Origin of the sequence: Dactylosporangium darangshiense (genome assembly GCF_039537565.1) — a bacterium.
GTDB classification, from domain to species: Bacteria; Actinomycetota; Actinomycetes; order Mycobacteriales; family Micromonosporaceae; genus Dactylosporangium; species Dactylosporangium darangshiense.
Map to the genome: position 1 here is coordinate 450,694 of NZ_BAABAT010000002.1, position 21,738 is coordinate 472,431.

Below are 21,738 nucleotides of genomic sequence, written 5' to 3' on the forward strand. Positions count from 1 at the left end.
CTGCCCGTGCAATATAGTTCGTGCAATATAGAGGGCCGTGCCGCGCTATCGAGGATCGGCTATGGTCGGGTCATCACGATTTCGGCGAATCGTGCTTCCACGCCCGTACCGTCTCGAAGGAAACGGAGCCATGAGCACACGGAAGCTCGCCTCCGCCGCGATCGTCGCGGCGCTCGCCATCGGGGGCCTCGCCATCCACCTCACCAGCGCGGCCGCCGCCGCGCCGGCCTGGACCGGCACCTGGGCGGCCTCGCCGCAGTCCAGCGGCACCACGTTCAATCAGCAGACGATCCGCCAGATCGTGCGTACCAGCATCGGCGGGACCGCCGCCCGGATCCGGTTGTCCAACGCGTTCGGCAACCAGCCGGTCACCATCGCCAACGTGCACCTGGCCCGGCGTACCAGCGGATCCTCCATCGACGCGGCCTCGGACCGCGCCGTCACCTTCGGCGGTGCCGCGCAGACCACGATCCCGGTCGGCGGCAGCGTCACCAGCGACCAGGTCGCGTTCACCGTCGACGCGCTCGCCGACGTCGCCGTCAGCTTCTACCTGCCGTCGAACACCGGCAACGCCACGGTGCACGACTTCGGCAACCAGACGAACTACGTCGCCGCCGGCAACGTCGCCGGCAACGCCACGCTGTCCGGGCCGCAGACCCGCAGCAACTACTTCTTCCTGACCAACCTCGACGTGCAGAACGCCGCGTCGGAGGGTGCCGTGGTGGCGCTCGGCGCGTCCATCACCGACGGCGTCGGCTCCGGCGGCAACGCCAACCGCCGCTGGCCCAACGACCTCGCCGTGCGCCTCAACCAGGCCGGCCGCACCATCGGCGTGCTCAACCAGGGCATCAGCGGCAACCGCCTCCTCGGCGACGGCGCCGGCCAGAGCGCCGCCAACCGCTTCGACCGCGACGTGCTGTCCCAGCCCGGCGTCAAGTGGGTCATCTTCTCCGACGACCCGATCAACGACCTCGGCAACAGCGCCGGCTCCGTCACCGGCGACCAGCTCATCAACGCCACCCGCCAGCTCATCACGCGCGCGCACGCCGCCGGCGTGAAGTTCCTGTGCTCCACGCTGACGCCCTTCCAGGGCGCCGGCTACTGGACCCAGGCCGGCGAGAACGGCCGCCAGGCCTTCAACACGTTCGTGCGCAGCGCCGGCAGCGGCTGCGACGGCGTCGTCGACCAGGACACCGCGACCCACGACCCGGCCCGCCCGACGTGGTTCCTGGCGTCCTTGGAGACCGGCGACCACTTGCACCCCAACGAGGCGGGCCTGCAGGCCATCGCCAACGCCGTCGATTTTTCCCTCTTCGGTACGTCAACGCCTCCGGCAACCCGCGTCGTCAGCTTCCGCGCACACGCCAACGGCCGCCTCGTCACCGCGGAGAACGCCGGCGCGGCCCCGCTGATCGCCAACCGCACCGCGGTCGGCCCATGGGAGCAGTTCGACATGGCCGACCTGGGCGGCGGCCGCATCTCCTTGCGCGCCCACGCCAACAACCAGTACGTCAGCGCCAACAACGCCGGCGCCTCCCCACTGATCGCCGGCGCAGTGTCCGTCGGCTCCTGGGAGACGTTCGACCTGATCCACAACCCCGACGGCAGCGTTGCCTTGCGGGCCACGGTCAACGCCAAGTACGTCTGCGCCGAGAACGCCGGTGCGGCCGCCCTCATCGCCAACCGCACCGCCATCGGCGCCTGGGAGTCATTCGACCTTCTTTGACCATGTGGTGAGGTCTATGGCCGGGGCCTCGTCCCCGGCCATGGACGGGTCGTAGGACGGCAGCTCCAGCGCGGCGGTGACCGCCCGGACCGGCAGTTCGGTGGCCCGGGCGATGTCGGCGGTGCTCCACCGGGACCGCACGTCCGCGACATCGGTGCCCTCGAACCCGGCAACCTGGGCCAGGAACTCGGTCACTTGCCGGTACGCCGCCGGGTCGGCCCGTGGGCCGCCGATGCCTCGCGCCGTGCGGTCCAGGCCCCGCACCTCGAGGTCGCCGGCGGCGAGCGCGAGGACCGGGGACCGCAACGGCCCGGGCGCGTCCGACCAGGCCAGCCACGGGCCGTACCGCACCGTGCGGCCGGCGATGCGCTCGGCCATGGAGCCGTCGGCGATCGCCGACGGGCTGACCAGGTCCGCCGGCAGGATGAGGTCGCGGTAGGACGCGAGCAGCGTCGGCGGCCACGAAACGGACAGCTCTCGCGGGTCGATCCGCCCGCCGCGGAGCATGGCCAGGGCCGTCACGTCGGGGTGGCCGGGCAGGAGCTCCTGCAGGCGCTGCACGATGTCGCCGTACCTGGTGTCGGCCTCGCCGGCGATGCGCAGTGCGTGCGCGGCGAGGATGCCGACCATCGGGTCGATCGCATCCGGCGCGCCGAGCCATTCGCCGGCAACGTCGTGGCGGAAGACCGGGCGGCCCTGGCGCAACCCGGCCAGCGCCGCCTCCGTGGCCGTGTGGGCCGGCGCGTCGGCCCGCCACGGCACGTCCATCGGCGTCATGTGCACCGACATCCCGGCGCCCTCCCGGTGGAACACCACCGTCTGCCAGCCCGCCACCAGGTACAGGGACACGTCGGCATTCGCCGGAGTCCGCAAGACGTACCCGCCCGGTTGCAGCAGTGCGCTCCAGGTGGCGAGGAAGCCCTCGGAGACCACCACTCCCTGCAGTCGTCGCAACCTGTCGTCCAGCACCTCGAAGCCGCGACCCGGTCCGGACCGCCAGGTCACCACCACGAGTCCGGCGGTGACGTGCAGCGCGGCCGCGCTGGTAGTGAGCGCCGCGCTGGCCGCCTCCGCGGTCTCGCGAAACCTCGGCGGAGCGTCGCGTGAGGCCGACACCGGTGCGACGGCGGGCAGCGGCAGCCGCACGTCGTCCTCGTCGTGGGCGCCGCCGGGCAGCACCAGGACCACGTCGGTCACGGTGGCCTCGCCGGCGCGGCGCTCGATCTGGTACAGGCCCGGCTCGACCGTCAGATCCAGGCGCTGCGTGGCCGCGGCGAGCGTGGTGAGGCTGCCGTCGCGGACCACGAACTCGACGCCGGGCTGTGCCGCGGACAGGCGGATGCGACCGGGCTGTTTCTCAGAGCTTGACATCGATGTCCGCCCCCGCCACTTGGAACAGCCGGCCGACGACGGGCCCGCCACAATGGCCGCGCACGCCGTACAGGCCAGGCGGCAATGCCCGCCGCCATGGGCCTCGTGTCGTGTCCCACGAGTCGATCACTGCGAGCCGGTCGTCGAACAGTTCGACGACCGCGGGCGTGCCGGCCGGGAAGTTGATGGTGACCTCGTACGTGGCGGGCGCCCGATCCGCGTCCTCCCGGCCGAAGAGCATGTCGTCGTCGCCGTACCAGTCGGCGTGCTGGACGCGCCGGCTGGACTCCGCGAGGTCCGGCAGCGTCCGGTCCACGAACGCCCTGAGCTGGTCCCAGCGCCGGTGCTGACGCAGCCCGCGAAGCAGCGCTGTGGTGAAGAAACCGCGCCGCTGGTCCGGCGGCGTGTCGTCGTGCTCGTCGCCCGGGATGACGTCCTCGTAGGCACGGCGACCGAACCTGGTGGCGTAGCCGATGGCGACGCGCACCTCGCGGTCGACCGTCGAGCTCTGCACGAACGGCGGCGGGGAGGACGGGGCGCCGGGGAAGTCGTTGCGGCAGCAGTCGGCGAAGAGCACCAGTTCGTGGAAGCACCCGCTGCGCCGGTACCACTGCTGGTAGAGCCGCAGATCCAGGTTGTAGCCCGGCTCCTCGCTGCTCGCGTTCGCGGCGAGCAGGGCCGCGTCGCCGTCGGTGGGCAGCAGGCCGTGGCCGGCGACGAAGAAGTACAGCCGCGTGCGGGGCCATACGTCGGGCTGGGCCGCCGTGCGCCGCTGCACGATCGTGTTGAGCTGATGCAACGCGCTGTTGATGTTCCGGGGGTCGGGGCGGGCCTCGTCGGTGGTCAGGTCGGCGTCGTCGTCGGGCGAGGCCGGGACCAGGCGCACGTTCTCCTGCGGCACCGCGCCGCCGGAAGGGTCGACCAGCCACTCGACGAAGCCGGCCGCGTCGTGGACCGGGCCGTTCAGGTCGCTCAGGCCGGGGTAGCGGTTGATGCCGACGACGACCGCGTAGTGCGCGTCATGCATGGTCGGTCGCCACCAGGTGACGCAGGCTCGCGAGGACCAGCGGGTCGTTGTCGAAGTCGGCGTGGGTGAGTGCGCCCGAGCGCATCCCGAGCGGGGCGTCCTGCGACGACGGCGAGCGTACGAGGCGGTCGGTGCCCAGCTCCAGCAGGAAGTCGCGGACGCCGACGAGGTCCGTCGGGGCGTCGGCGCGCAGGGTCAGGTACCGGGCCAGGCCGGCGAGGGGCATGCAGGCCGAGGCGCCGGCGGCGTCGCGCTCGAGGATGCCGGACACGAGGTACAGCAGCGAGCGCGGGTAGAAGGCGCCGAGCAGGCGGTCGGCGCACTCGGCCTCGTCGCTCATGGTGAACATCCGGAACCGCTCGAACAGCCGCGGCTGCCCGCCGAGCACGGCGGCGAAGTGTGCGCTCGTGCACGCCGGGGCGAGGAAGGCGACGTTGCGCACGAGCACGCCGTCGGGCAGGGTGCCGGCGCCGTGCATCCGGCCGAGCTCGGTCAGGAGGTTGTCGATGAACACCGCGCCGGTGCTGTGGCCGACGAGCGTGAGCTGCGGTCGGTGCGGGTCGGTGGCCAGCGCCGCCGCCAGGCCGTCAAGGAAGAGGCGGCCGCCGCGCTGGGTGCCGGCGGCGAAGGTGTCGGCGGTCTCGCCCTTCATCGCCGCCCACACCGCGGCGCCGATGCTGCCGAGGTAGAACTCGCGCAGCAGTTCCTCGACGACGGTGGAGTACACGCCGTGGTCGGAGCCGGCGCGGAACCGGGCGACGACGTGCACGAGGACGGAGGCGCACTTGCGGGCCAGCAGCGCGGTGCCGATGAGCCCGCGGCCGCCCTCGACCTCCTCCTCCCTGGCGAGCTCGTCGAGGACCCCTGGGTCCATGCGGGTGGCGACGGGCGGGCCCGCGCCCTCGATCCCACGGGCGCCGGGCTCGCGGGGGCCGGGCTCGCGGCCGGCGAGCACGGCGGCCGCCTGGGCGCGCAGCTGCGGGTCGGCGGACACGACGCGCTCGAACGCGTCCCGCTCGGCCTGGGAGACCCCGCTGATGTCCGCGGCGCCCTCGCCGGCGAACGGCACCAGGTCGGCGTGGCGGGCGTGCAGGTCGGCGTCGACCTCGTCGCCCGGCGCCGGCTCGATCCCGCCGAACGCGCGCCCGCCGCCGCTCTCGCGCACCTTGCCGACCGCGAACTGCAGCACCCATTTGAGCATCCGGCCGAAGATGTCCTCGGCGAGGATCTCGCGCAGGTTGCCCGTGACCGTCTCCAGGAAGCCGCTGCGCCACACGAAGAAGACCGGCACGGCGCCGGCCTCGGCGTAGACCGGCGCGAGGCCGTTCGCGGTCGCCATCCCGGACGCCTCGTTGACGAGGCCGCCGTGGAAGTGCAGCACGGCCCGCTCGGACCGGGCCACCTCGGCGGCGATGGCCGCGACCTGTTCGGCGCTGGTGGAGGCCAGGGTCCCGTCCGGTCCGGTGTGGATGATCCTCGGTGCCGCGATGTCCGTCATCGGCGCGCCCTCCCGCGAGCTGGGTCGCCGCTCAGCATCCCACCGGGCCGTCACGCACGGTCAGCGGTTCGCGACCCTTCTGCCTCGCCGGGGCACAGAAGCGGATGATCGGCGCCGCCGGTCCGCCGATCAGCCGGGCCGCTCCGGTTCCGAACTGCAGGCAGGTCGCGCAGGAGACTTCCCGTCATCGGGCCGGACGAGATGACCGAACGGCAACAGGAGAGATCGGCGTCCGCATCGCCGTGCGCAGAGCCGCGGTGCGGGGGCCGGTCCAGGTCTGGCTGCACAGCCCAGAGCTGCGCGACCGCGTCCAGCCTCCCGCCGCACCTGCGCGAGCTGACGCTGCTCAGGGCGGCCCGGCACGCAGGATGCGCAGTACTCCTGGAACGCCAACGTCGACAAGGTCGTCGCCGCCGGCGTAGCGGACGCGTTCGGGTCCGGCACCCGGGGGAGCGTGGCGACCACACCGCGCGCGAACGCGCGACGCACGGCGTGCCGGTCGCGGCGAAGGTCTGGGGCGAGTTGCTGTCCGCGGCCGGCAAGCTCGGCGTCGCGCCGCCCGGCCCGAAGGTCTGACACGGGACGTGGCGGCGGTCCTGGCCGGTTTGCTCACCTAACCCTACCCGACGCCACCAAATCATGGATCATCGCCGACACCCAACGTTACCAAGCATGACGCTGCGCGACAGGCGCGAGAGTGCCCACCAAGTAGATGCACCGGCGACAGGGGCGATAACACAAATATCGACCTGCTTTACAGCAACCACGGGCTGTGCCAACATACGGCCCCGGCAGCGCGACCCGCCAGACGCGCTGCCGGGGCGGCCCGGACGACGCGGCCTGGAAAGGGAGCGACGGTGACGCAGGGTGAGACCGTGCCGGCCCGCGACACGAGTTCGCTCGTGCGGGCCGCGCAGGGCGGGGACGAGCGCGCCCTCGAGGAACTGGTCGCCGAGCACCTGCCGCTGGTGTACAACGTCATCGGGCGGGCGCTCAACCGGCACGCCGACGTCGACGACCTCGTCCAGGAGACGATGATCCAGGTCGTGCGCGGGCTGCCGGGGCTGCGGGAACCGGCGCGGTTCCGGTCGTGGGTCGTCGCCATCGCCTATCGACAGGTCCAGATGCATCGGCGCGGTGTGACGCGGCGGCATCCGCCCGCGCACGAGGTGCCCGAGGACCTCGCCGATCCGGGTGGCGACTTCGTCGAGCGCAGCATCACCGGGCTCATGCTCACCGGGCAGCGACGGGAGCTGGCCGAGGCGACCCGTTGGCTCGACGACGCCGACCGGCACCTGCTGGCGCTGTGGTGGCAGGAGGCGGTGGGGGAGCTGAACCGCGCGGAGCTGGCCGCGGCGCTCGGTCTCCGGCAAACCCACGCAGCGGTACGCGTACAGCGCATGCGAGCCCAGCTGGACGCCGCCCGAGGCCTGGTGCGGGCGCTGCACGCCACGCCGCGGTGCCCGGAGCTCGCCGAGGCGGTGCGCCCGTGGGACGGCGCCACCGACGCGCTCTGGCGCAAGCGGCTCACCCGGCACGTGCGCGGCTGCGACCGGTGCGGGCCGCTGTCCGCGGACCTGCTCGCGCCCGAGCAGCTGCTGCCCGGCATCGCCGCGCTGCCGGCGCCGATCTTCGCCCTCGACGCGCTCAAGTCGGCCGCCGCACCCGCGCTGATCACCAAGACCGGACTGATCACGAAGACCGCCGTGGCCGCCGTCGCGGCGCTGGCGGCCGGGGGGATCGCCATTGCCGTCTACGAGTCCCCGCTGACGGGCGACGACGGCGACGCCACGGTCGCGGCCGCACCGTCGGGTGGGGCGGCGGCGGTGCCCGACCCGCCGATGCAGAACGCGCCGACGGCGGCCGGGGCGAGCGCGGTGCCGACGCCGGCGCGCGTCGCGAACGCGGACATCTTCGTTGCGCCCAACGGCGACGACGGTGGCGACGGGAGCAAGGAGCGGCCCTACGCCACGCTGACCAAGGCCGCCGCCGTGGTCCGGCCGGGGCAGACGATCGCGCTGCGGGGCGGCACCTTCCGGCCCGCCGCCCCGATCGCCCTCGACGCGAGCGGCGACGCCGAGCACCGGATCACGCTGAGCGCGTACGGCGACGAGCACCCCGTCATCGACGCGAGCCGCATCCCGGCGGACAAGTGGGCGATCACCCAGCGCGGCTCGTTCTGGACCGTGCAGGGCCTCGAGGTGAAGAACTCCGGCAGCCACGCGCTGGTGTGCCTTTCCTGCCGGCAGAACATCTACCAGCGCCTGTCCATGCACGACAACGTCGAGTCGGGGCTGACCCTGCGCGGCGACGGCACGACCGGCAACCAGGTGCTCGACAGCGACTTCTTCAACAACCACAACCCGGCCGACCAGGGGCAGTCCGGCATCGGCATGGCCATCAAGTTCGGCTCCGGCGACGACAACGTGGTGCGCGGCTGCCGCGCGTACGACAACGCCGACGACGGCTTCGACTTCGGCGACTTCGCCGGCGCCATCGACATCCAGCACAACTGGGCCTACGGCAACGGCGTCAACCGCTGGAACGTCGCCGGCTGGCGCAGCAACGGCAACGGGTTCACGTTCGGCGGCGGCAACCCGCCCGCGAGCGCGAGCCACAGCGTGCGGCACAACGCCGCCTGGAACAACATCCACAACGGCTTCGCCGACGGCGGCAACCCGGCCGAGCTGCGGCTGACGAACAATACCGCGTACCGCAACGGCGCCACCGGCTTCGGCATGCCGACGACACCGGCGACGCTGCGCAGCAACGTCGCCATCGGCAACGACAGCTCCGTGTCCATGAGCGCCGGCGTGCACACCAGCCGCAACACGTGGGACGAGGGCAGCTGGACCGCCTCGATGTTCCGCTCCACCGACGCCACCGCCGCGCAGGGCGCCCGCCGCGCGGACGGCACCCTGCCCGCCACGGACTTCCTGACCACCGGCAACGGCATGGGCGCGTCGATGTCCGAGTCGTGAAACTTTCAGCGGTACCACCTGACTGACGGCGAATGCCGGAAGTTTTCGTTATGCCCCTGACAGCGTCGCCATCTACGGGAGTGCGCATCCCCGCCCCCGAAGAGGAGACGACATGTCTTCACGAAGAACCCGCATCATCGCCGCGGTGGCCGTCACCGCCGCGGTGCCGGTCGCCGTGCTGGCGGTGACCGTCTGGCCGTCGCAGGCGGCCACGACGCCAACCGGCGACGGCGTGTACACGATGGCCTCCGGCGCCAGCGGCAAGTGCATCGACGCGGCCGGCGCGTCGATGGACAACAGCGCTCTGCTGGTCCAGGTGGCGTGCAACGCGTCCGCCGGCGACCAGCAGTGGAGGGCCGTCGCGCGCAGCAGTGGACAGTTCAACCTGGCCAACGGCAACAGCGGCCGCTGCATCGACGTGCCGAGCGCGTCCACCACGTCCGGCACGCAGCTGCAGCAGTACGGCTGCGGCGACGGCTCCAAGACCAACCAGCTGTGGACGTTCGGCGCCTCGTCCGCCGCGTCCGGCAAGTACCTGGTCAAGAGCGTCGCCACCGGCCTGTGCATCAGCGACAAGGACGGCTCGACGGCCGGGAACAACCCGATCGTTGAGGAGACCTGCTCCGACATCGCCCGGATGCAGTGGTCGTTCAACCCTGGCTCCGGTCCCACGTCGGGAACGAAGCCGACCGTCGCCGCCGACGGCAGCGGGACGTACCGCACCGTCCAGGCGGCGATCGACGCGGTGCCCGCCGGCAACACCGCGCGCCGGACCATCACCATCAAGGCCGGCACGTACCGCGAGAACGTGATCATCCCGTCGAACAAGCCCTTCATCACGCTGCAGGGCCTGGGCTCCGGCCCGGGCAACGTGCTGATCGTCAGCAACAAGGACGCCGGGACCTACGGCACGCACGGCAGCGCCACCGTGTACGTCCAGTCGCACGACTTCATCGCGACGAACCTGACGTTCAGCAACGACTTCGACGAGAACCAGCCGACGACCGGCGCCCAGGCGCTGGCGCTGGACCTCAACGCCGACAAGCAGCAGCTGCTCAACGTCCGGCTCCTCGCCGACCAGGACACGTTCCTGATCAACGACGCCGCCCGGGTGTACGTCAGGAACTCCTACGTCGAGGGCACCGTGGACTTCATCTACGGCGGCGGCGTGGCCGTGTTCCAGGGCTGCTCGATCTACGAGAAGCGCTCCACCGGCGGCCCGATCACCGCGGCCAGCACGCCGGCGAGCCGGATGTACGGATTCCTGTTCTACCAGTCGGCGATCACCGGCGCGACGGCGAACACCACCACGCTCGGCCGGCCGTGGCGCGCCGACGCGCAGGTGCTGTACCGCGAGTCCAGCCTCAGCAACACCATCAGGACCGCCCAGCCGTGGACCGACATGTCCACCAACTCATGGAAGAACGCGCGATTCATGGAGTACCGCAACACCGGCGCCGGCGCCGGGACCAACAGCAACCGCCCGCAGCTCAGCGACGCGCAGGCGGCAAACTACACCCCGGCGAAGTACCTGGCCGGCACCGACGGCTGGAACCCGCTGTGAGCGCCCGGCGGAGGTTCGCAATCGCCGCGGCGGCGGCGACGGTACCCGTGACCGTGCTCGCGGTCGCCGTCTGGCCCTCGGCGGCGGCGACGACCCCGGTCGGCGGCGGCGTCTACACCCTCGCGTCCGGCGCCAGCGGCAAGTGCGTCGACGTCACTGGCGCCTCGATGGACAACAGCGCGCTGCTGGTACAGGTCGCCTGCAACACCGCGGCGAAGGACCAGCAGTGGACGGCCACCGCCCGCTCCAACGGCCAGTTCAACCTGGCCAACGGCAACAGCGGCCGCTGCATCGACGTCCCCAGCTCCACGACGGTCTCCGGGACGCAGCTGCAGCAGCACGGCTGCGGCGACGGCACGAAGGCGAACCAGCTGTGGACCTTCACGGCCTCGTCCGCCGCCTCCGGCAAGTTCCTCGTCAAGAGCGTGGCCACGGGCCTGTGCATCAGCGACAAGGACGGCTCGACGGCCGGCAACAATCCGATCGTGCAGGAGACCTGCTCGGACGTGGCCCGCATGCAGTGGTCCTTCAACGCCGCCGGTGCGGGCACCGGACGCACCTGGTCGAACACCGCGGACGGGTTCGCCCAGGGGACCACGGGCGGCGCGGGCGGGACCACGGTCACCGTGACCACCTACGCCGACCTGCTCAAGTACACGACCAGCAGCGCCGCCTACGTCGTGCGGGTCAACGCCACGATCACCGTGCCGACCTACGGGTACGAGATCCCGGTGACGTCGAACAAGACGATCGTCGGGGTCGGCAAGAGCGGCCGGATCAAGAACGGCGGCTTCTTCCTCGGCGCCGGCGTGCACAACGTCATCATCCGCAACCTGACGATCGGGGACACGGCGGTGGCGTCGGACGACCCGGACGACAAGGACTTCGACTACGACGGCGTGCAGATGGACACCGCCGACCACGTCTGGATCGACCACAACACGTTCACGAACATCAACGACGGGTACATCGACTCCCGCAAGGACACCAGCTACCTCACGGTGTCGTGGAACGTGCTGGGCAACCACAACAAGACGTTCGGCATCGGCTGGACCGACAACGTCACCGCCCGCGCCACGATCCACCACAACTGGATCCACGACACCACCCAGCGCAACCCCAGCGCCGACAACCTCGCCTACGCGCACCTGTACAACAACTACCTGCAGAACATCAGCAGCTACGGCAACTACTCGCGCGGCGCGACCAGGATGGTCATCGAGAACAGCTACTTCGACCACGTCAACAACCCGTTCTACCCGGACAGCGGCGCGCAGCTGCGCCAGTCGGGCAGCATCGTGGTCAGCTGCACGGGGCGGCAGGACACGTCCGGCTCCGCGTTCACCCCGAGCAGCTTCTACTCCTACACCCTCGACCCGGCCGCCGACGTGCCGAACCTGGTCAAGACCTACGCCGGCCCGCAGGCCGACATCGGGGTGTAGCGCTACCCCCCTGCGCTACACCCCCTGCGCTACACCCCCTGCGGCACCGGTGCGGGCCGCTGCGGCACCTCCGCGGCGGCCCGCACCGCGAAGCCCCTGGCGAGCAGCCAGACGGCCAGCACCAGCTCGTTGAGCGCCAGCGGGGCGTACATGGCCGAGTTGACCGGCGACGCCGGGTCCACGACGCCGAAGAGCACGATCACGGCGCCGGCCACGTACGGTGCGATGGCGACCAGCGCCCACCCCGACAGCCAGCGCGGCACCAGGCGGGCCCGCCACAGCAGCGTGTAGAACAGCACCGCGCCGAGGCAGAAGAACAGGGTGCTCGCCGGCTGGCCCCAGCGCTCCTCGGTGCGCACCAGCGCCTCGACCGGCGGCGAGGGCGCCGCGACCGCCATGAGCGGGCCGGCGGCGGCCGGCAGCAGCATCACCACCTCGAGCAGCCGGGCGGCGACGTAGCCGAGCGCCCGGGCCTCGCCGTAGCGGCGCAGCACCGGGAACAGCGTCGTCGGGATCAGCGCGATGGCGCCCGCCATGATCAGCACCATGAGGGCGCCGGCCTGCCGCGCGTGGGGTCCGTTGTCCGGGGCGATGAGGGGGACGCTGATCACGCCCGCGACCGTCGCGGTGAGGAAGAGCGCGCCGGTCACCCGTGCCTGGGGCGGCCCGCCCTTCGCTGGACTGGAGGCGCACGGCCTCGCCGCCGTCGTCGTCGGCCTGACCGAGCAGTGGCTGGGCGCGGTCGAGGCCGACCTCGAGCGGCGCGCCGACGCCGGCCCGCGGGCCGCCGTGGGGCCCCTCGCCGAGATCGTCGAGCGGCACCCGCTGCGCGAAGGGCTGTGGGCGCTGCTCATGACGGCGCTGTACCGCGCGGGCCGCCAGGCCGACGCCCTCGCCGCGTACCGCCGGGCCCGCCACCACCTCGTCGCGCAGCTCGGCGTCGAGCCCGGCCCCGCCCTGCGCGCCCTCGAGGCACGGATCCTCGGCCACGACGAGCGGCTCGGCGACGGCGGCGCCGAGCACCGCGGCCGGCTGCCCGAGCGGATCGGGCCCCTCATCGGCCGCGACCGCGACCTGCGGGCCGTCGCCGGCGCCCTCGCGGCCGCCCCGGTCGTGACCCTCGTCGGCACAGGCGGCATCGGCAAGACCCGGCTCGCGCTCGCCGCCGCCCACCGCGGCGCCCAGGCGCACGGCGGCGACGCGTGGCTCGTCGAGCTGGCCGAGATCGCCGCACCGGCGGACGTGCCCCGCGCGGTTGCCGACGCGCTCGGCGTCGCCCAGCGCCCCGGCCTCGGCGTGACCGGCTCGATCGTCGCCGCCCTGCGGTCCCGGCCCGGCGTGCTGCTCGTCGACAACTGCGAGCACGTCCTGGACGCCGCCGCGGAGCTCGTCGCCGCCGTCCCGGCCGGCTGCGCGTCCGTGCGCGTGCTGGCCACGTCCCGGGAGCGGCTCGGCGTCGCCGGCGAGCAGGTCCTCGTCGTCGAGCCCCTCGAGCCCGGCGCCGCCGCCGAGCTGTTCCACGCCCGCGCCCTCGCCGCCGACCGCGGCTACGACGCCGCCGCGCACGCGGCCCCCGTCGAGGAGATCTGCCGCCGCCTCGACGGCATCCCGCTCGCGATCGAGCTCGCCGCCGCCCGCGTGCGCAGCCACCCGCCCGGCGACCTCGCGGCCCGCCTCGACGGCCGCCTCGACGCGGCCGGCGCCCGCCGCACCGGCGCCGCCCGCCACCGCACGCTGCGCGCCGCCGTGCAGTGGTCCTACGACCTGCTCACACCGGCCGAGCGCACGCTGCTGGAGCGCCTGTCGGTGTTCGCCGGCCCGTTCGACCTCGCCGCCGCCGAGGCCGTCGGCGGCGGCCCCGACGCCGGCGACCGCCTCGCCGGCCTCGTCGAGCGCTCGATGGTCACCGCCGGGCCCGGCCCGCACGGGCGGCGGTTCCGGCTGCTGGAGCCGATCCGCCAGTTCGCCGCCGAGCACCTGCGCGAGCCCGCCGCCGCCGACCACGCCCGCTGGTGTACGGGCGAGGTCGAGCGAATCCACCGGCGGCTCACCGGCGCGGACGAGGTCGACGGCGTCGCACGCCTCGGCGAGCTGTGGCCCAACCTGCGCGCCGCCGTCGCCTGGGCCCTCACCGACGGCGAGCCGGGCGCCGCCGACGCCCTCGTCCGGCCGATCGTCACCGAGCTGCCGCTGCGGGGCCGGCAGGAGATCGGCGCGTGGGCGGAGCGGATCCTCGACGCGACGCCGCCGGACGAGCCCGACCGGCGCGCGTTCTGGCTGCTGTGGGTCGCGGAGCGGTACACCCAGAACGCGAACCCCGACGGCTACCGCCGCGTCGCCGACCGCCACGGCGACTCCGGGCGGGCGCTGAGCCGCTACGCCGCCGCGTACGCCCGCGGCGACGGCGCGGCCCTGCGCGACTGCCTGCCCGGCGCCGCCGCCGAGCTGCACGCGCAGGGCGAGCCGCACGCCGCCGCCTACCTCGGCCTCGCCGCGTCGGGCACGCTGCTGGGCATCGGCGGCTTCGCGCAGGTCGACGCCGCCGTCTCGGCCCTGGCGCACCGCTTCCGCGCCGGCGGCCCGCCGACGCTGCTGCACTGGGCGCTGCAGACCCTCGCGTACTCGGCGTCGTTCCAGGGCCGCACCGCCGAGGCCGAGTGCCACTTCGACGAGGCGGCCCGCATCGAGCTGCCCGCCGGCACGCTGTCGGCCAACAAGACCGCCGAGGCCCGCTCCGCGTTCCGCCGCGGCGAGCGCCGCACGGCCTTCGCGACCCTGCTGTCGTACGTCGACGAGCAGATCGAGGCCGGCAACGTCATCGCCGCCGTCGTCATCGCCGTCGAGTTCGTCAACATGACCGCCGAGGCCGGCCGCCTCGCCGAGGCCGCCCGCGCCCTGGCATACCTCGGGTCCGCCAACGACTTCGGCGCCCTCGCCGCCCGCACGCTGGCCGCACCGGGCGCGGCCCGCATCGCCGCCGCCTCGGCGGGGCCGGAGCCCCCGGGAGAGCCGCTCGACGACCGGGCGGCCCTGTCCTACATGCGTTCCGTCCTCGCCGACCTCGCGGTCAGCACTGCCTGACGAACGTGCCGTGCCGGCCGCCGGCGTAGTACAGCTCCGGCGGCCGGCGGCCCAGCCCGCATCCGCTCAGAAGTCGTCGTCGAAGGTGACCGTGCCGGTGACGCCGACCTGGTAGGCCGATACCCGTCGTTCGAAGAAGTTCGACAGCTCCTGGACGTCCTGCAGCTCCATGAACGCGAACGGGTTGCGGCTGCCGAACATCGGCGTCAGGCCCAGCTGGGCGAGGCGCCGGTCGGCGACGTGCTGCAGGTACTCGCGCATGTCGGGCAGGGACAGGCCGGAGATGCCCTGCTCGAGCAGGTCGGCGGCGAACTGGACCTCGCACTCGACCGCCTCGGCGAGCATGTCGCGGACCTGCCGCTCCATCTCGGCGTCGAACAGGTCCGGCTCCTCGGCCCGGACGGTGTCGACGACGTCGAAGGCGAACGCCATGTGCATGGACTCGTCGCGGAACACCCAGTTGGTGCCCGACGCCAGGCCGTGCAGGAGGCCGCGGGAGCGCAGGTAGTAGACGTAGGCGAAGGCGCCGTAGAAGAACAGGCCCTCGATGCAGGCGGCGAAGCAGATCAGGTTGAGCAGGAACGCCCGCCGGTCCGCCCGCGTCTCCAGCCGGCGCAGCGCGAAGACCGAGTCGATCCAGCGGAAGCAGAACTCGGCCTTCCGGCGGATCGACGGGATGTTCTCCACGGCCGCGAACGCCGCGAACCGCTCGGCCTCGTCGGGGACGTAGGTGTCGAGGAGGTTCAGGTAGAACTGGACGTGCACGGCCTCCTCGAACAGCTGCCGTGACAGGTAGAGCCGGCCCTCGGGCGAGTTGACGTGCTGGTAGAGGTTGAGCACCAGGTTGTTGGCGACGATCGTGTCGCCGGTGGCGAAGAACGCGACCAGCCTCGACACGAGGTGCCGTTCGGCCGGGGAGAGGTTGGGCAGGTCGGCGAGGTCGGAGTGCAGGTCGACCTCCTCGACGGTCCAGGTGTTCCTGATGGCGTCGCGGAAGCGGTCGAAGAACCGCGGGTATCGCATGGGGCGCAGCGTCAGGTCGAGTCCGGGGTCGAGGAGGCTCACTGGCACGCCTCGCACGACTCGGGGTTCTCCAGCGAGCACGCGACGGCCTCGGCCGGCTGCACGAGCGCGACCGTGGCCTGCTGGATGCGGGTGGCCGGGCGGGAGCGCAGGTAGTAGGTGGTCATCAGGCCGGCCTTCCACGCGTGCAGGTACATCGAGGACAGCTTCCCGATCGTCGGCGCGCTCAGGAACAGGTTCAGCGACTGCGACTGGTCGACCCACGGCGCCCGCGCGGCGGCGAGGTCGATGAGCGCGCGTTGCGGCAGCTCCCAGGCGGTGCGGTACAACATCCGGATCTCCGCCGGCAGTTCGGCGATGCCCTGCACGGAGCCTTCCGCGCGCTTGATCCGGTCCCGGATCGCCGCCGTCCACAGCCCGCGCGCCTTGAGCTCACCGACCAGGTGGGTGTTGACCTGCAGGAACTCCCCGGACATCGTCTCGCGCTTGAACAGGTTGGACACCTGCGGCTCGATGCACTCGTAGCAGCCGGCGATCGAGGCGATCGTCGCCGTCGGGGCGATCGCGACGAGCAGCGAGTTGCGCAGGCCGGTGGCGGCGATCCTGGCCCGCAGCGCGGCCCAGCGCTCGCCGCCGGCCGGGGCGCCCCACAGGTCGGGGTGCAGTGCGCCGGCGGCCGCGCGGGTCTCGGCGAACGCCGGATGCGGCCCGAACCGCTCGGCGAGCCCGGCCGAGGTCTCCAGCGCGGTCAGCAGGATCTCCTCCTGCACCCGAGTCGACAGCTCCCGCGCCTCGGGCGAGTCGAACGGCAGCCGCAGCGTGAAGAACGCGTCCTGCAGCCCCATGAGGCCCAGCCCGACCGGCCGCCACCGCGGGTTGGACGCCGCCGCCTGCGCCGACGGGTAGTAGTTGATGTCGATGACCCGGTCGAGGAAGACGACGGCGGTGCGCACCGTTTCGCGCAGCCGCTCCCAGTCGACGCCGCCGGCGGTGACGTGCGCGCCGAGGTTGATCGAGCCGAGGTTGCACACGGCGGTCTCGTCGTCGCTGTTGACCTCGAGGATCTCGGTGCACAGGTTGGACAGGTGGATGACGTTGCCGGGCGCGCCGGTCTGGTTGGACAGCGCGTTGGCCCGGTCCTTGAACGTCATCCAGCCATTGCCGGTCTGCGCCAGCGTGCGCATCATCCGGCCGTACAGGTCGCGGGCCCTGACGGTCCGCACCGCCCGCTTCTCGGCGGCCCGGTATGCCTCGTCGAAGGCGGCGCCGTGCAGGTCGGGCAGCTCCGGGGCGTCGGAGGGGTCGATGAGCGACCAGTCGGCGTCGGCCTCGACGCGGCGCATGAACTCGTCCGGGACCCAGTTGGCCAGGTTGAGGTTGTGGGTGCGCCGGGCGTCCTCGCCGGTGTTGTCGCGCAGCTCGAGGAACTCCTCGACGTCGGGGTGCCACGGCTCGAGGTACACGCACGCCGCGCCCTTGCGCCGCCCGCCCTGGTTCACCGCGGCGACGCCGGCGTCCAGGGTCTTGAGGAAGGGCACGATGCCGTTCGACTTCCCGTTGGTACCGCGGATCAGCGCGCCCCGCCCCCGCACGCGCGACCAGGAGATGCCGATGCCGCCGGAGAACTTCGACAGCTTCGCCACCTGGTGGTAGCGCTCGTAGATGGAGTCGAGCTCGTCCGTGGGGGAGTCGACGAGGAAGCAGGAGGACATCTGGGTGTGCCGGGTGCCGGAGTTGAACAGCGTCGGCGAGCTCGGCAGGTACGCCAGCGACGACATGAGCCGGTAGAAGCCGATCGCCTCGGCCGGCGTCTGCGACAGCCCGCAGGCCACCCGCAGCAGCCAGTACTGCGGCGTCTCGACGACGAGGCGGGTCTCGGGGTGGCGCAGCAGGTACCGGTCGGCGACGGTGCGCAGCCCGAAGTACTCGAAGCGCAGGTCCCCGTCCGTGTCGACGGCGTCGTCGAGCTCGCGCGCGTTGGCGGCCACGAACGCGGCCGTCTCGTCGCCGATCAGGCCGAGCTGGTGGCCGTAGCGGATGGCCTGGCTGAAGCCGGCGACCTCCTGCCCGCGAACCTCCTCGTCGACGAACGCGGCGAGCAGCCGGGCGGCGAGGCGGGAATACTGCGGCTCCTCGCCGATGAGCTCCGCCGCCGTCTGGATCGACAGCTTGTCCAGCTCGGCGGTCGTGGCCCCGTCGTAGAGGCCGCTGATCGTCCTGGTGGCCACCCGCAGCGGGTCGACCTCGTCGAGGTCGCCGGCCCACCGCTCGACCGCCCTGACGATGAGCTCGGCGTCGACCGGCTCCAGGTCGCCGTTGCGCTTGCGCACCTGCATCGTGTGTTCCCCCTCGGCACCGTTCACGAAGGCCGGAAGGAGCGCGCAGGGGGACGCCGCCGGGCGGCACGGCGTCGGGCCGGCACCTGGCTGTGGCGTCGGCCGTCCCGCGCGGCCTCCGACCGCCGCGCACCCGGACGGGCGTGCGGCGCGCTGGCAGGTCTTCGGACTCGTGGGCGTGACCGAGGTCGCCTACCGGCCGTCGCTTCCCAGACCGGATGGTCCAGTGCTTCGTTGACGGCGTTCGTTCCCACTCACCGCTGCGGGGCAGTCCCGGACTTCCACCGGGTTCCCTCTTGCGACGCCCGTCCTGGCGGGACGAGCGAACCAGCTGCGGGCAACACCATATATGGGAGACATCGAGAAAGCGAAACACCAGATCGTGTGTCGGCGTGTCGCGGTCGCCGCCACCGGGGTCAACGCCAGACCGGCAGCACGACGTCCACGTTGGTGCCGGCGCCCGCGGGGCTGGTCAGGGTGAGGTGGCCGCCGTGTGCCTCGACGCGGTCGCGGATGCCGGCCAGGCCCGAGCCGCGGCCCGGGTCCGCGCCGCCGACTCCGTCGTCGCGCAGGGACAGGTGCAGGCGGTCGCCTTCGCGGGCGACGGACACGTGCACCACCGTGGCGTGGGCGTGCTTGACGGCGTTGGCCAGGGTCTCGGCGACCACGTAGTACGCGGCCGCCTCCACGGGCTCCGGCAGGCGCTCGTCCAGGCGGACGTCGACCTCGACGGGCACGCCGGACCGGCGGGCCAGCGCCTTGATGGCCGAGGCCAGGCCCCGGTCGGTGAGGATCGTCGGGTGGATGCCGCGGCAGATCTCGCGGAGGTCCTCGATGCTGCCGGCCAGGCCCGCCGCGACGGTGGTGAGCCGGTCGCTCAGACCGGCGGCACCGTCCGGGACGCTGTCCCGCGCCGCGCGCAGCTGCAGGCCCAGCGACAGCAGCCGCTGCTGGACGCCGTCATGCAGGTCGCGCTCGATGCGGCGGCGGACCTGGTCGGTGGCGAGCACCACCCGGGCCCGGGAGGCGACGAGCTCGGTGCGGGCCTGCGCGTTGGCGATCGCGATCGCGACGAGGTCGGTGCAGTCGGCCAGGCGCGCCTCGGCGTCCGGCGGCAGCGGCTCGTCGCGGACCATCGAGGCGGTGACGACGCCCCACAGCCGCCCGTCGACGTAGATCGGCGCGCCGACCGCACTGCGGATGCCGTGCTCGCGCAGGAACGTCGCCAGGGGGCTCGGGTCCACGTGGTGGTCGTAGCTGTCCATCCGCGCCGCCCGGCCCGTCCGGCGTACCGACGCCGACACGCTCGGGCCCTGCAGCGACAGGCGCGTGCCGACCGGCAGCAGCTCGCCCGGCCAGCCCCACATGGCGACGATGATGCCGGAGCCGTCCGCCTCGTACCGCACGATGTTCGCCCCGTCGGCGGCCACCAGCCGGCCGAGCTCGGCGGTGACCGCGTCGAACACGTCGTTCGGCGCCGCGCCGCGGGCGACGAGCATGGCCACCCGCCGCAGGGCGGTCTGCGCCTCGACGAGCTGCGCAAGGCCGCCGAGGCTGCGCCCGAGCGACGTGCCGAGGATGTTCACCGACCGGCCCAGTCGGCTGATCTCGCCGAGGCCGGTGTGCACCAGCCGCGGGTCGAGCTTGCCGCCGGCCAGCTGGTCGGCGATCAGTGCGGTGCGCCGCATCGGCTGGATGACGACGCGGACGAGATAGCTGGCCACCAAGGCGACCGCGACGGCGGCCGCGAGCAGGCCGAGCCCGACGCCGACGGCCGTCGCCGCCGGATCCAGCGGCAGGTCGAGGTGTGACACGTCGAGGACACCCGCAAGTCGGCGGACCGTCATTCGGCGACACCCCTTCCGCCGCCCGTCAGCCTCCCATCGTGGTCCGGGCGCGGTAGGGCCTCCCACACCACCCGAGGGTGACCCGGCCCGGGTCAGCGCCCCTGCCGGCCGCGGGTGCTGTTCGCGGTCCGGCCGCGCACGATGCCGATCATCTCCTCGACGAGGTCGCTGTGGCCGTCGCGCGGCCAGGCGAGGGCGACCGCGGAGGCCGGGGCGTCGCTGACCGTCCGGTACTTCAGGTCCCGCCGGTGGTACAGCCGCGCGAGCGACTGCGGCACGACGAGCAGCCCGACGCCGGCGGCCACCCACTCGACCGCGGCGGCCGTCGTCTCCGGCCGTTGGACGCCCTCGGCCGGCGGCGTGTCCCAGGCCAGCACGTCGTCGAGCGGGCGCAGCAGCGCGTCGCCGAGCTCGACGGCCTCGGCGAGGGTGAGCTCGTCGGCGGCGTTGAGCACGTGGTCGCGGGGGATGATGACGACGGAGGCTTCGGTGTACAGCGGAATGGCGTGCAGCACGTCGCGGTCGACGGGCAGGCGCACCAGCCCGGCGTCCGCATGCTCCGGCATCAGCCCGGGCGCGTCGGCGGCCTCGGCGGGCACGAGCTCGAGCCGGGTGCGCGGCTGGCGCTCCGCCCAGGTGCGGGCCCACCGGTCGATGACGACCCCGGGCACCACCGCCAGGCGGAACGCCGCCGGGCGGGAATCCTCGTTGCTGGACACCGCACCTCCCGCGCCAGCCTACCGAGGACCCGCCGACTACGCTGACCGGGTGAGCAAGTCGAAGAAGCCCCAGGTGATGAAGCCCGCCACGGCCGCGCAGAAGCTCGACGTCTACCTGCCGGCCACGCCGCGGGAGTTCCAGGACGGCCTGGTGTCGCGCGACGAGCTCGACGAGCTGCAGCGCAACCCGCCGCAGTGGCTGGCGGACCTGCGCCGGGACGGCCCGCACCCGCGCAGCGTGGTCGCCGCCCGCCTGCGGGTCTCCAACAGCGGCCTGGCCCGCGGCGGCATCACGGAGGCGCTGACCACCGAGCAGATCGCCGCCCTGGTCGCCGATCCGCCGGAGTGGCTGGTGCGCGAGCGGGAGTCGTTCGCGGAGGTGCGCCGCGAGCAGCGCCGCCTCGCCGAGGAGCGCTCCGCCCGGTAGCCGTCAGCACCCCGGGTAGCACACCGACAGGATCGACAGCAGCGCCAGCACCGCCCACGCGCCGCCGAGCGCCGCCCAGTACGGCTCCTTCGGCCTGGCCAGCGCCGAGATCCCGGCCGCGGCGCCGCCGACGACGAGCTGCGCGACCGCGTAGGACACGACGAGCGCGACGAACACCCCGAACCGCTCGCCGGAGCTCGTCTGCGCGCCGCAGCCGAGGGGCCCGCCGGCCGCCCGCAGCGCCAGATAGGCGACGAGGTCGGCCAGGCCGTTACCGACAACGGCGACGGCGATGCCGATGCCGGCGATGCGCACTCGGGAGGACATCACCCCCGATCCTATCGGGGCCGCGGCGCGTGGTGGCAGTTCAGCGGCGGCGCAGGCGCTCACAGGTGTGCAGCGCCTGGGTCAGGAGGCGCTGGACCGTTGCCAGGTCGCCGGTCTCCAGGACGCGGGGGAGCCGGGCCAGGCGGTGGCGGAGCTCCACGACCTCGTCCGACGGGGCCGCGGCCCGGGTCACCCCGCCGCGGACGCGCTGCACGACGCCGGCGTGGGCCAGCTGGGCCAGGTCGCGGTGGACCGTCGAGGCGGAGGCGCCGGTCGCGTCGCGCAGCTCGCCGATGGTGGCGTACTGGCGGGTCGCGACGAGGTCGAGGATCGCGCGGCGGCGCTGGGCCGCCAGTTCGTGGATCATGC

16 protein-coding genes and 1 riboswitch are annotated in these 21,738 nt (G+C 73.1%); of the genes, 6 read left to right on the forward strand and 10 right to left on the reverse strand.

The window, feature by feature from the left end:
• The first annotated feature begins 130 nt into the window (after window positions 1-130).
• Window positions 131-1,726, forward strand: a complete 1,596-nt coding sequence (locus tag ABD901_RS05685) for a GDSL-type esterase/lipase family protein (RefSeq protein WP_345121974.1) — start codon at window positions 131-133, stop codon at window positions 1,724-1,726.
• On the opposite strand, the gene ABD901_RS05690 is transcribed toward ABD901_RS05685, so the two are convergent.
• From ABD901_RS05690 to ABD901_RS05700, 3 genes are read right to left on the reverse strand one after another with little or no spacing between them, the layout of a single operon-like run.
• The gene (locus tag ABD901_RS05690; protein ID WP_345121976.1) at window positions 1,709-3,097 is read right to left on the reverse strand and encodes a hypothetical protein; all 1,389 of its coding nucleotides are present in this window, start codon (window positions 3,095-3,097) and stop codon (window positions 1,709-1,711) included. The two genes, ABD901_RS05685 and ABD901_RS05690, sit on opposite strands and share 18 nt — an antisense overlap.
• A complete protein-coding gene (locus tag ABD901_RS05695; RefSeq protein ID WP_345121978.1) occupies window positions 3,084-4,124 on the reverse strand; it encodes a caspase family protein in 1,041 nt (346 codons plus the stop codon). Before ABD901_RS05695 ends, ABD901_RS05690 begins: the two co-directional genes overlap by 14 nt.
• Window positions 4,117-5,622 carry a hypothetical protein gene (locus tag ABD901_RS05700; protein WP_345121980.1) on the reverse strand — a complete coding sequence of 502 codons (1,506 nt, stop codon included), beginning with the start codon at window positions 5,620-5,622 and terminating at the stop codon, window positions 4,117-4,119. The genes ABD901_RS05695 and ABD901_RS05700 overlap by 8 nt, the downstream gene beginning before the upstream one ends.
• Before the next feature lie 857 nt (window positions 5,623-6,479).
• Between ABD901_RS05700 and ABD901_RS05705 the strand changes: the two genes are divergently transcribed.
• From ABD901_RS05705 to ABD901_RS05715, 3 genes are all read left to right on the forward strand, one after another.
• Window positions 6,480-8,603, forward strand: coding sequence for a sigma-70 family RNA polymerase sigma factor (locus tag ABD901_RS05705; RefSeq protein WP_345121982.1), 2,124 nt, complete (start codon window positions 6,480-6,482; stop codon window positions 8,601-8,603).
• Window positions 8,604-8,715: 112 nt separating this feature from the next.
• The gene (locus tag ABD901_RS05710; RefSeq protein WP_345121984.1) at window positions 8,716-10,167 is read left to right on the forward strand and encodes a pectinesterase family protein; all 1,452 of its coding nucleotides are present in this window, start codon (window positions 8,716-8,718) and stop codon (window positions 10,165-10,167) included.
• 47 nt (window positions 10,168-10,214) lie between these two features.
• The gene (locus tag ABD901_RS05715) at window positions 10,215-11,609 is read left to right on the forward strand and encodes an RICIN domain-containing protein (RefSeq protein ID WP_345121985.1); all 1,395 of its coding nucleotides are present in this window, start codon (window positions 10,215-10,217) and stop codon (window positions 11,607-11,609) included.
• Window positions 11,610-11,638: 29 nt separating this feature from the next.
• Here ABD901_RS05715 and ABD901_RS05720 read toward each other — a convergent pair whose 3' ends face one another.
• The gene (locus ABD901_RS05720) at window positions 11,639-12,220 is read right to left on the reverse strand and encodes a DUF4386 domain-containing protein (protein WP_345121987.1); all 582 of its coding nucleotides are present in this window, start codon (window positions 12,218-12,220) and stop codon (window positions 11,639-11,641) included.
• Between ABD901_RS05720 and ABD901_RS05725 the strand changes: the two genes are divergently transcribed.
• Complete coding sequence (locus ABD901_RS05725) at window positions 12,201-14,690, forward strand: ATP-binding protein (RefSeq protein ID WP_345121989.1); 2,490 nt, start codon at window positions 12,201-12,203, stop codon at window positions 14,688-14,690. The two genes, ABD901_RS05720 and ABD901_RS05725, sit on opposite strands and share 20 nt — an antisense overlap.
• 66 nt (window positions 14,691-14,756) lie before the next feature.
• Here the strand turns inward: ABD901_RS05725 and ABD901_RS05730 are convergent, their stop codons facing one another.
• The 4 genes from ABD901_RS05730 to ABD901_RS05745 form a co-directional block, all read right to left on the reverse strand.
• Entirely contained in the window at window positions 14,757-15,761 is a 1,005-nt protein-coding gene (locus ABD901_RS05730) for a ribonucleotide-diphosphate reductase subunit beta (protein WP_345121991.1), read from the reverse strand.
• A complete protein-coding gene (locus tag ABD901_RS05735; RefSeq protein WP_380133254.1) occupies window positions 15,752-18,076 on the reverse strand; it encodes a ribonucleoside-diphosphate reductase subunit alpha in 2,325 nt (774 codons plus the stop codon). Before ABD901_RS05735 ends, ABD901_RS05730 begins: the two co-directional genes overlap by 10 nt.
• Before the next feature lie 111 nt (window positions 18,077-18,187).
• Window positions 18,188-18,396, reverse strand: a riboswitch (cobalamin riboswitch).
• A gap of 69 nt (window positions 18,397-18,465) precedes the next feature.
• Complete coding sequence (locus ABD901_RS05740) at window positions 18,466-19,896, reverse strand: histidine kinase (protein ID WP_345121993.1); 1,431 nt, start codon at window positions 19,894-19,896, stop codon at window positions 18,466-18,468.
• Between the two features lie 92 nt (window positions 19,897-19,988).
• Window positions 19,989-20,615 (reverse strand): LysR substrate-binding domain-containing protein, encoded by a 627-nt coding sequence (locus tag ABD901_RS05745; protein ID WP_345121995.1) that lies wholly within the window; start codon window positions 20,613-20,615, stop codon window positions 19,989-19,991.
• A gap of 49 nt (window positions 20,616-20,664) precedes the next feature.
• Here ABD901_RS05745 and ABD901_RS05750 point away from each other — a divergent pair, with 49 nt between their 5' ends.
• The gene (locus ABD901_RS05750) at window positions 20,665-21,042 is read left to right on the forward strand and encodes a DUF5997 family protein (protein ID WP_345121997.1); all 378 of its coding nucleotides are present in this window, start codon (window positions 20,665-20,667) and stop codon (window positions 21,040-21,042) included.
• A gap of 3 nt (window positions 21,043-21,045) precedes the next feature.
• Here ABD901_RS05750 and ABD901_RS05755 read toward each other — a convergent pair whose 3' ends face one another.
• On the reverse strand, window positions 21,046-21,369 hold the full coding sequence (locus ABD901_RS05755) for a hypothetical protein (protein WP_345121999.1): 324 nt from the start codon (window positions 21,367-21,369) through the stop codon (window positions 21,046-21,048).
• A 40-nt stretch (window positions 21,370-21,409) separates the two neighbouring features.
• Window positions 21,410-21,736: a DeoR family transcriptional regulator gene (locus ABD901_RS05760; protein WP_345122001.1), complete on the reverse strand. Its 327-nt coding sequence runs from the start codon at window positions 21,734-21,736 to the stop codon at window positions 21,410-21,412.
• Window positions 21,737-21,738 lie beyond the last annotated feature (2 nt).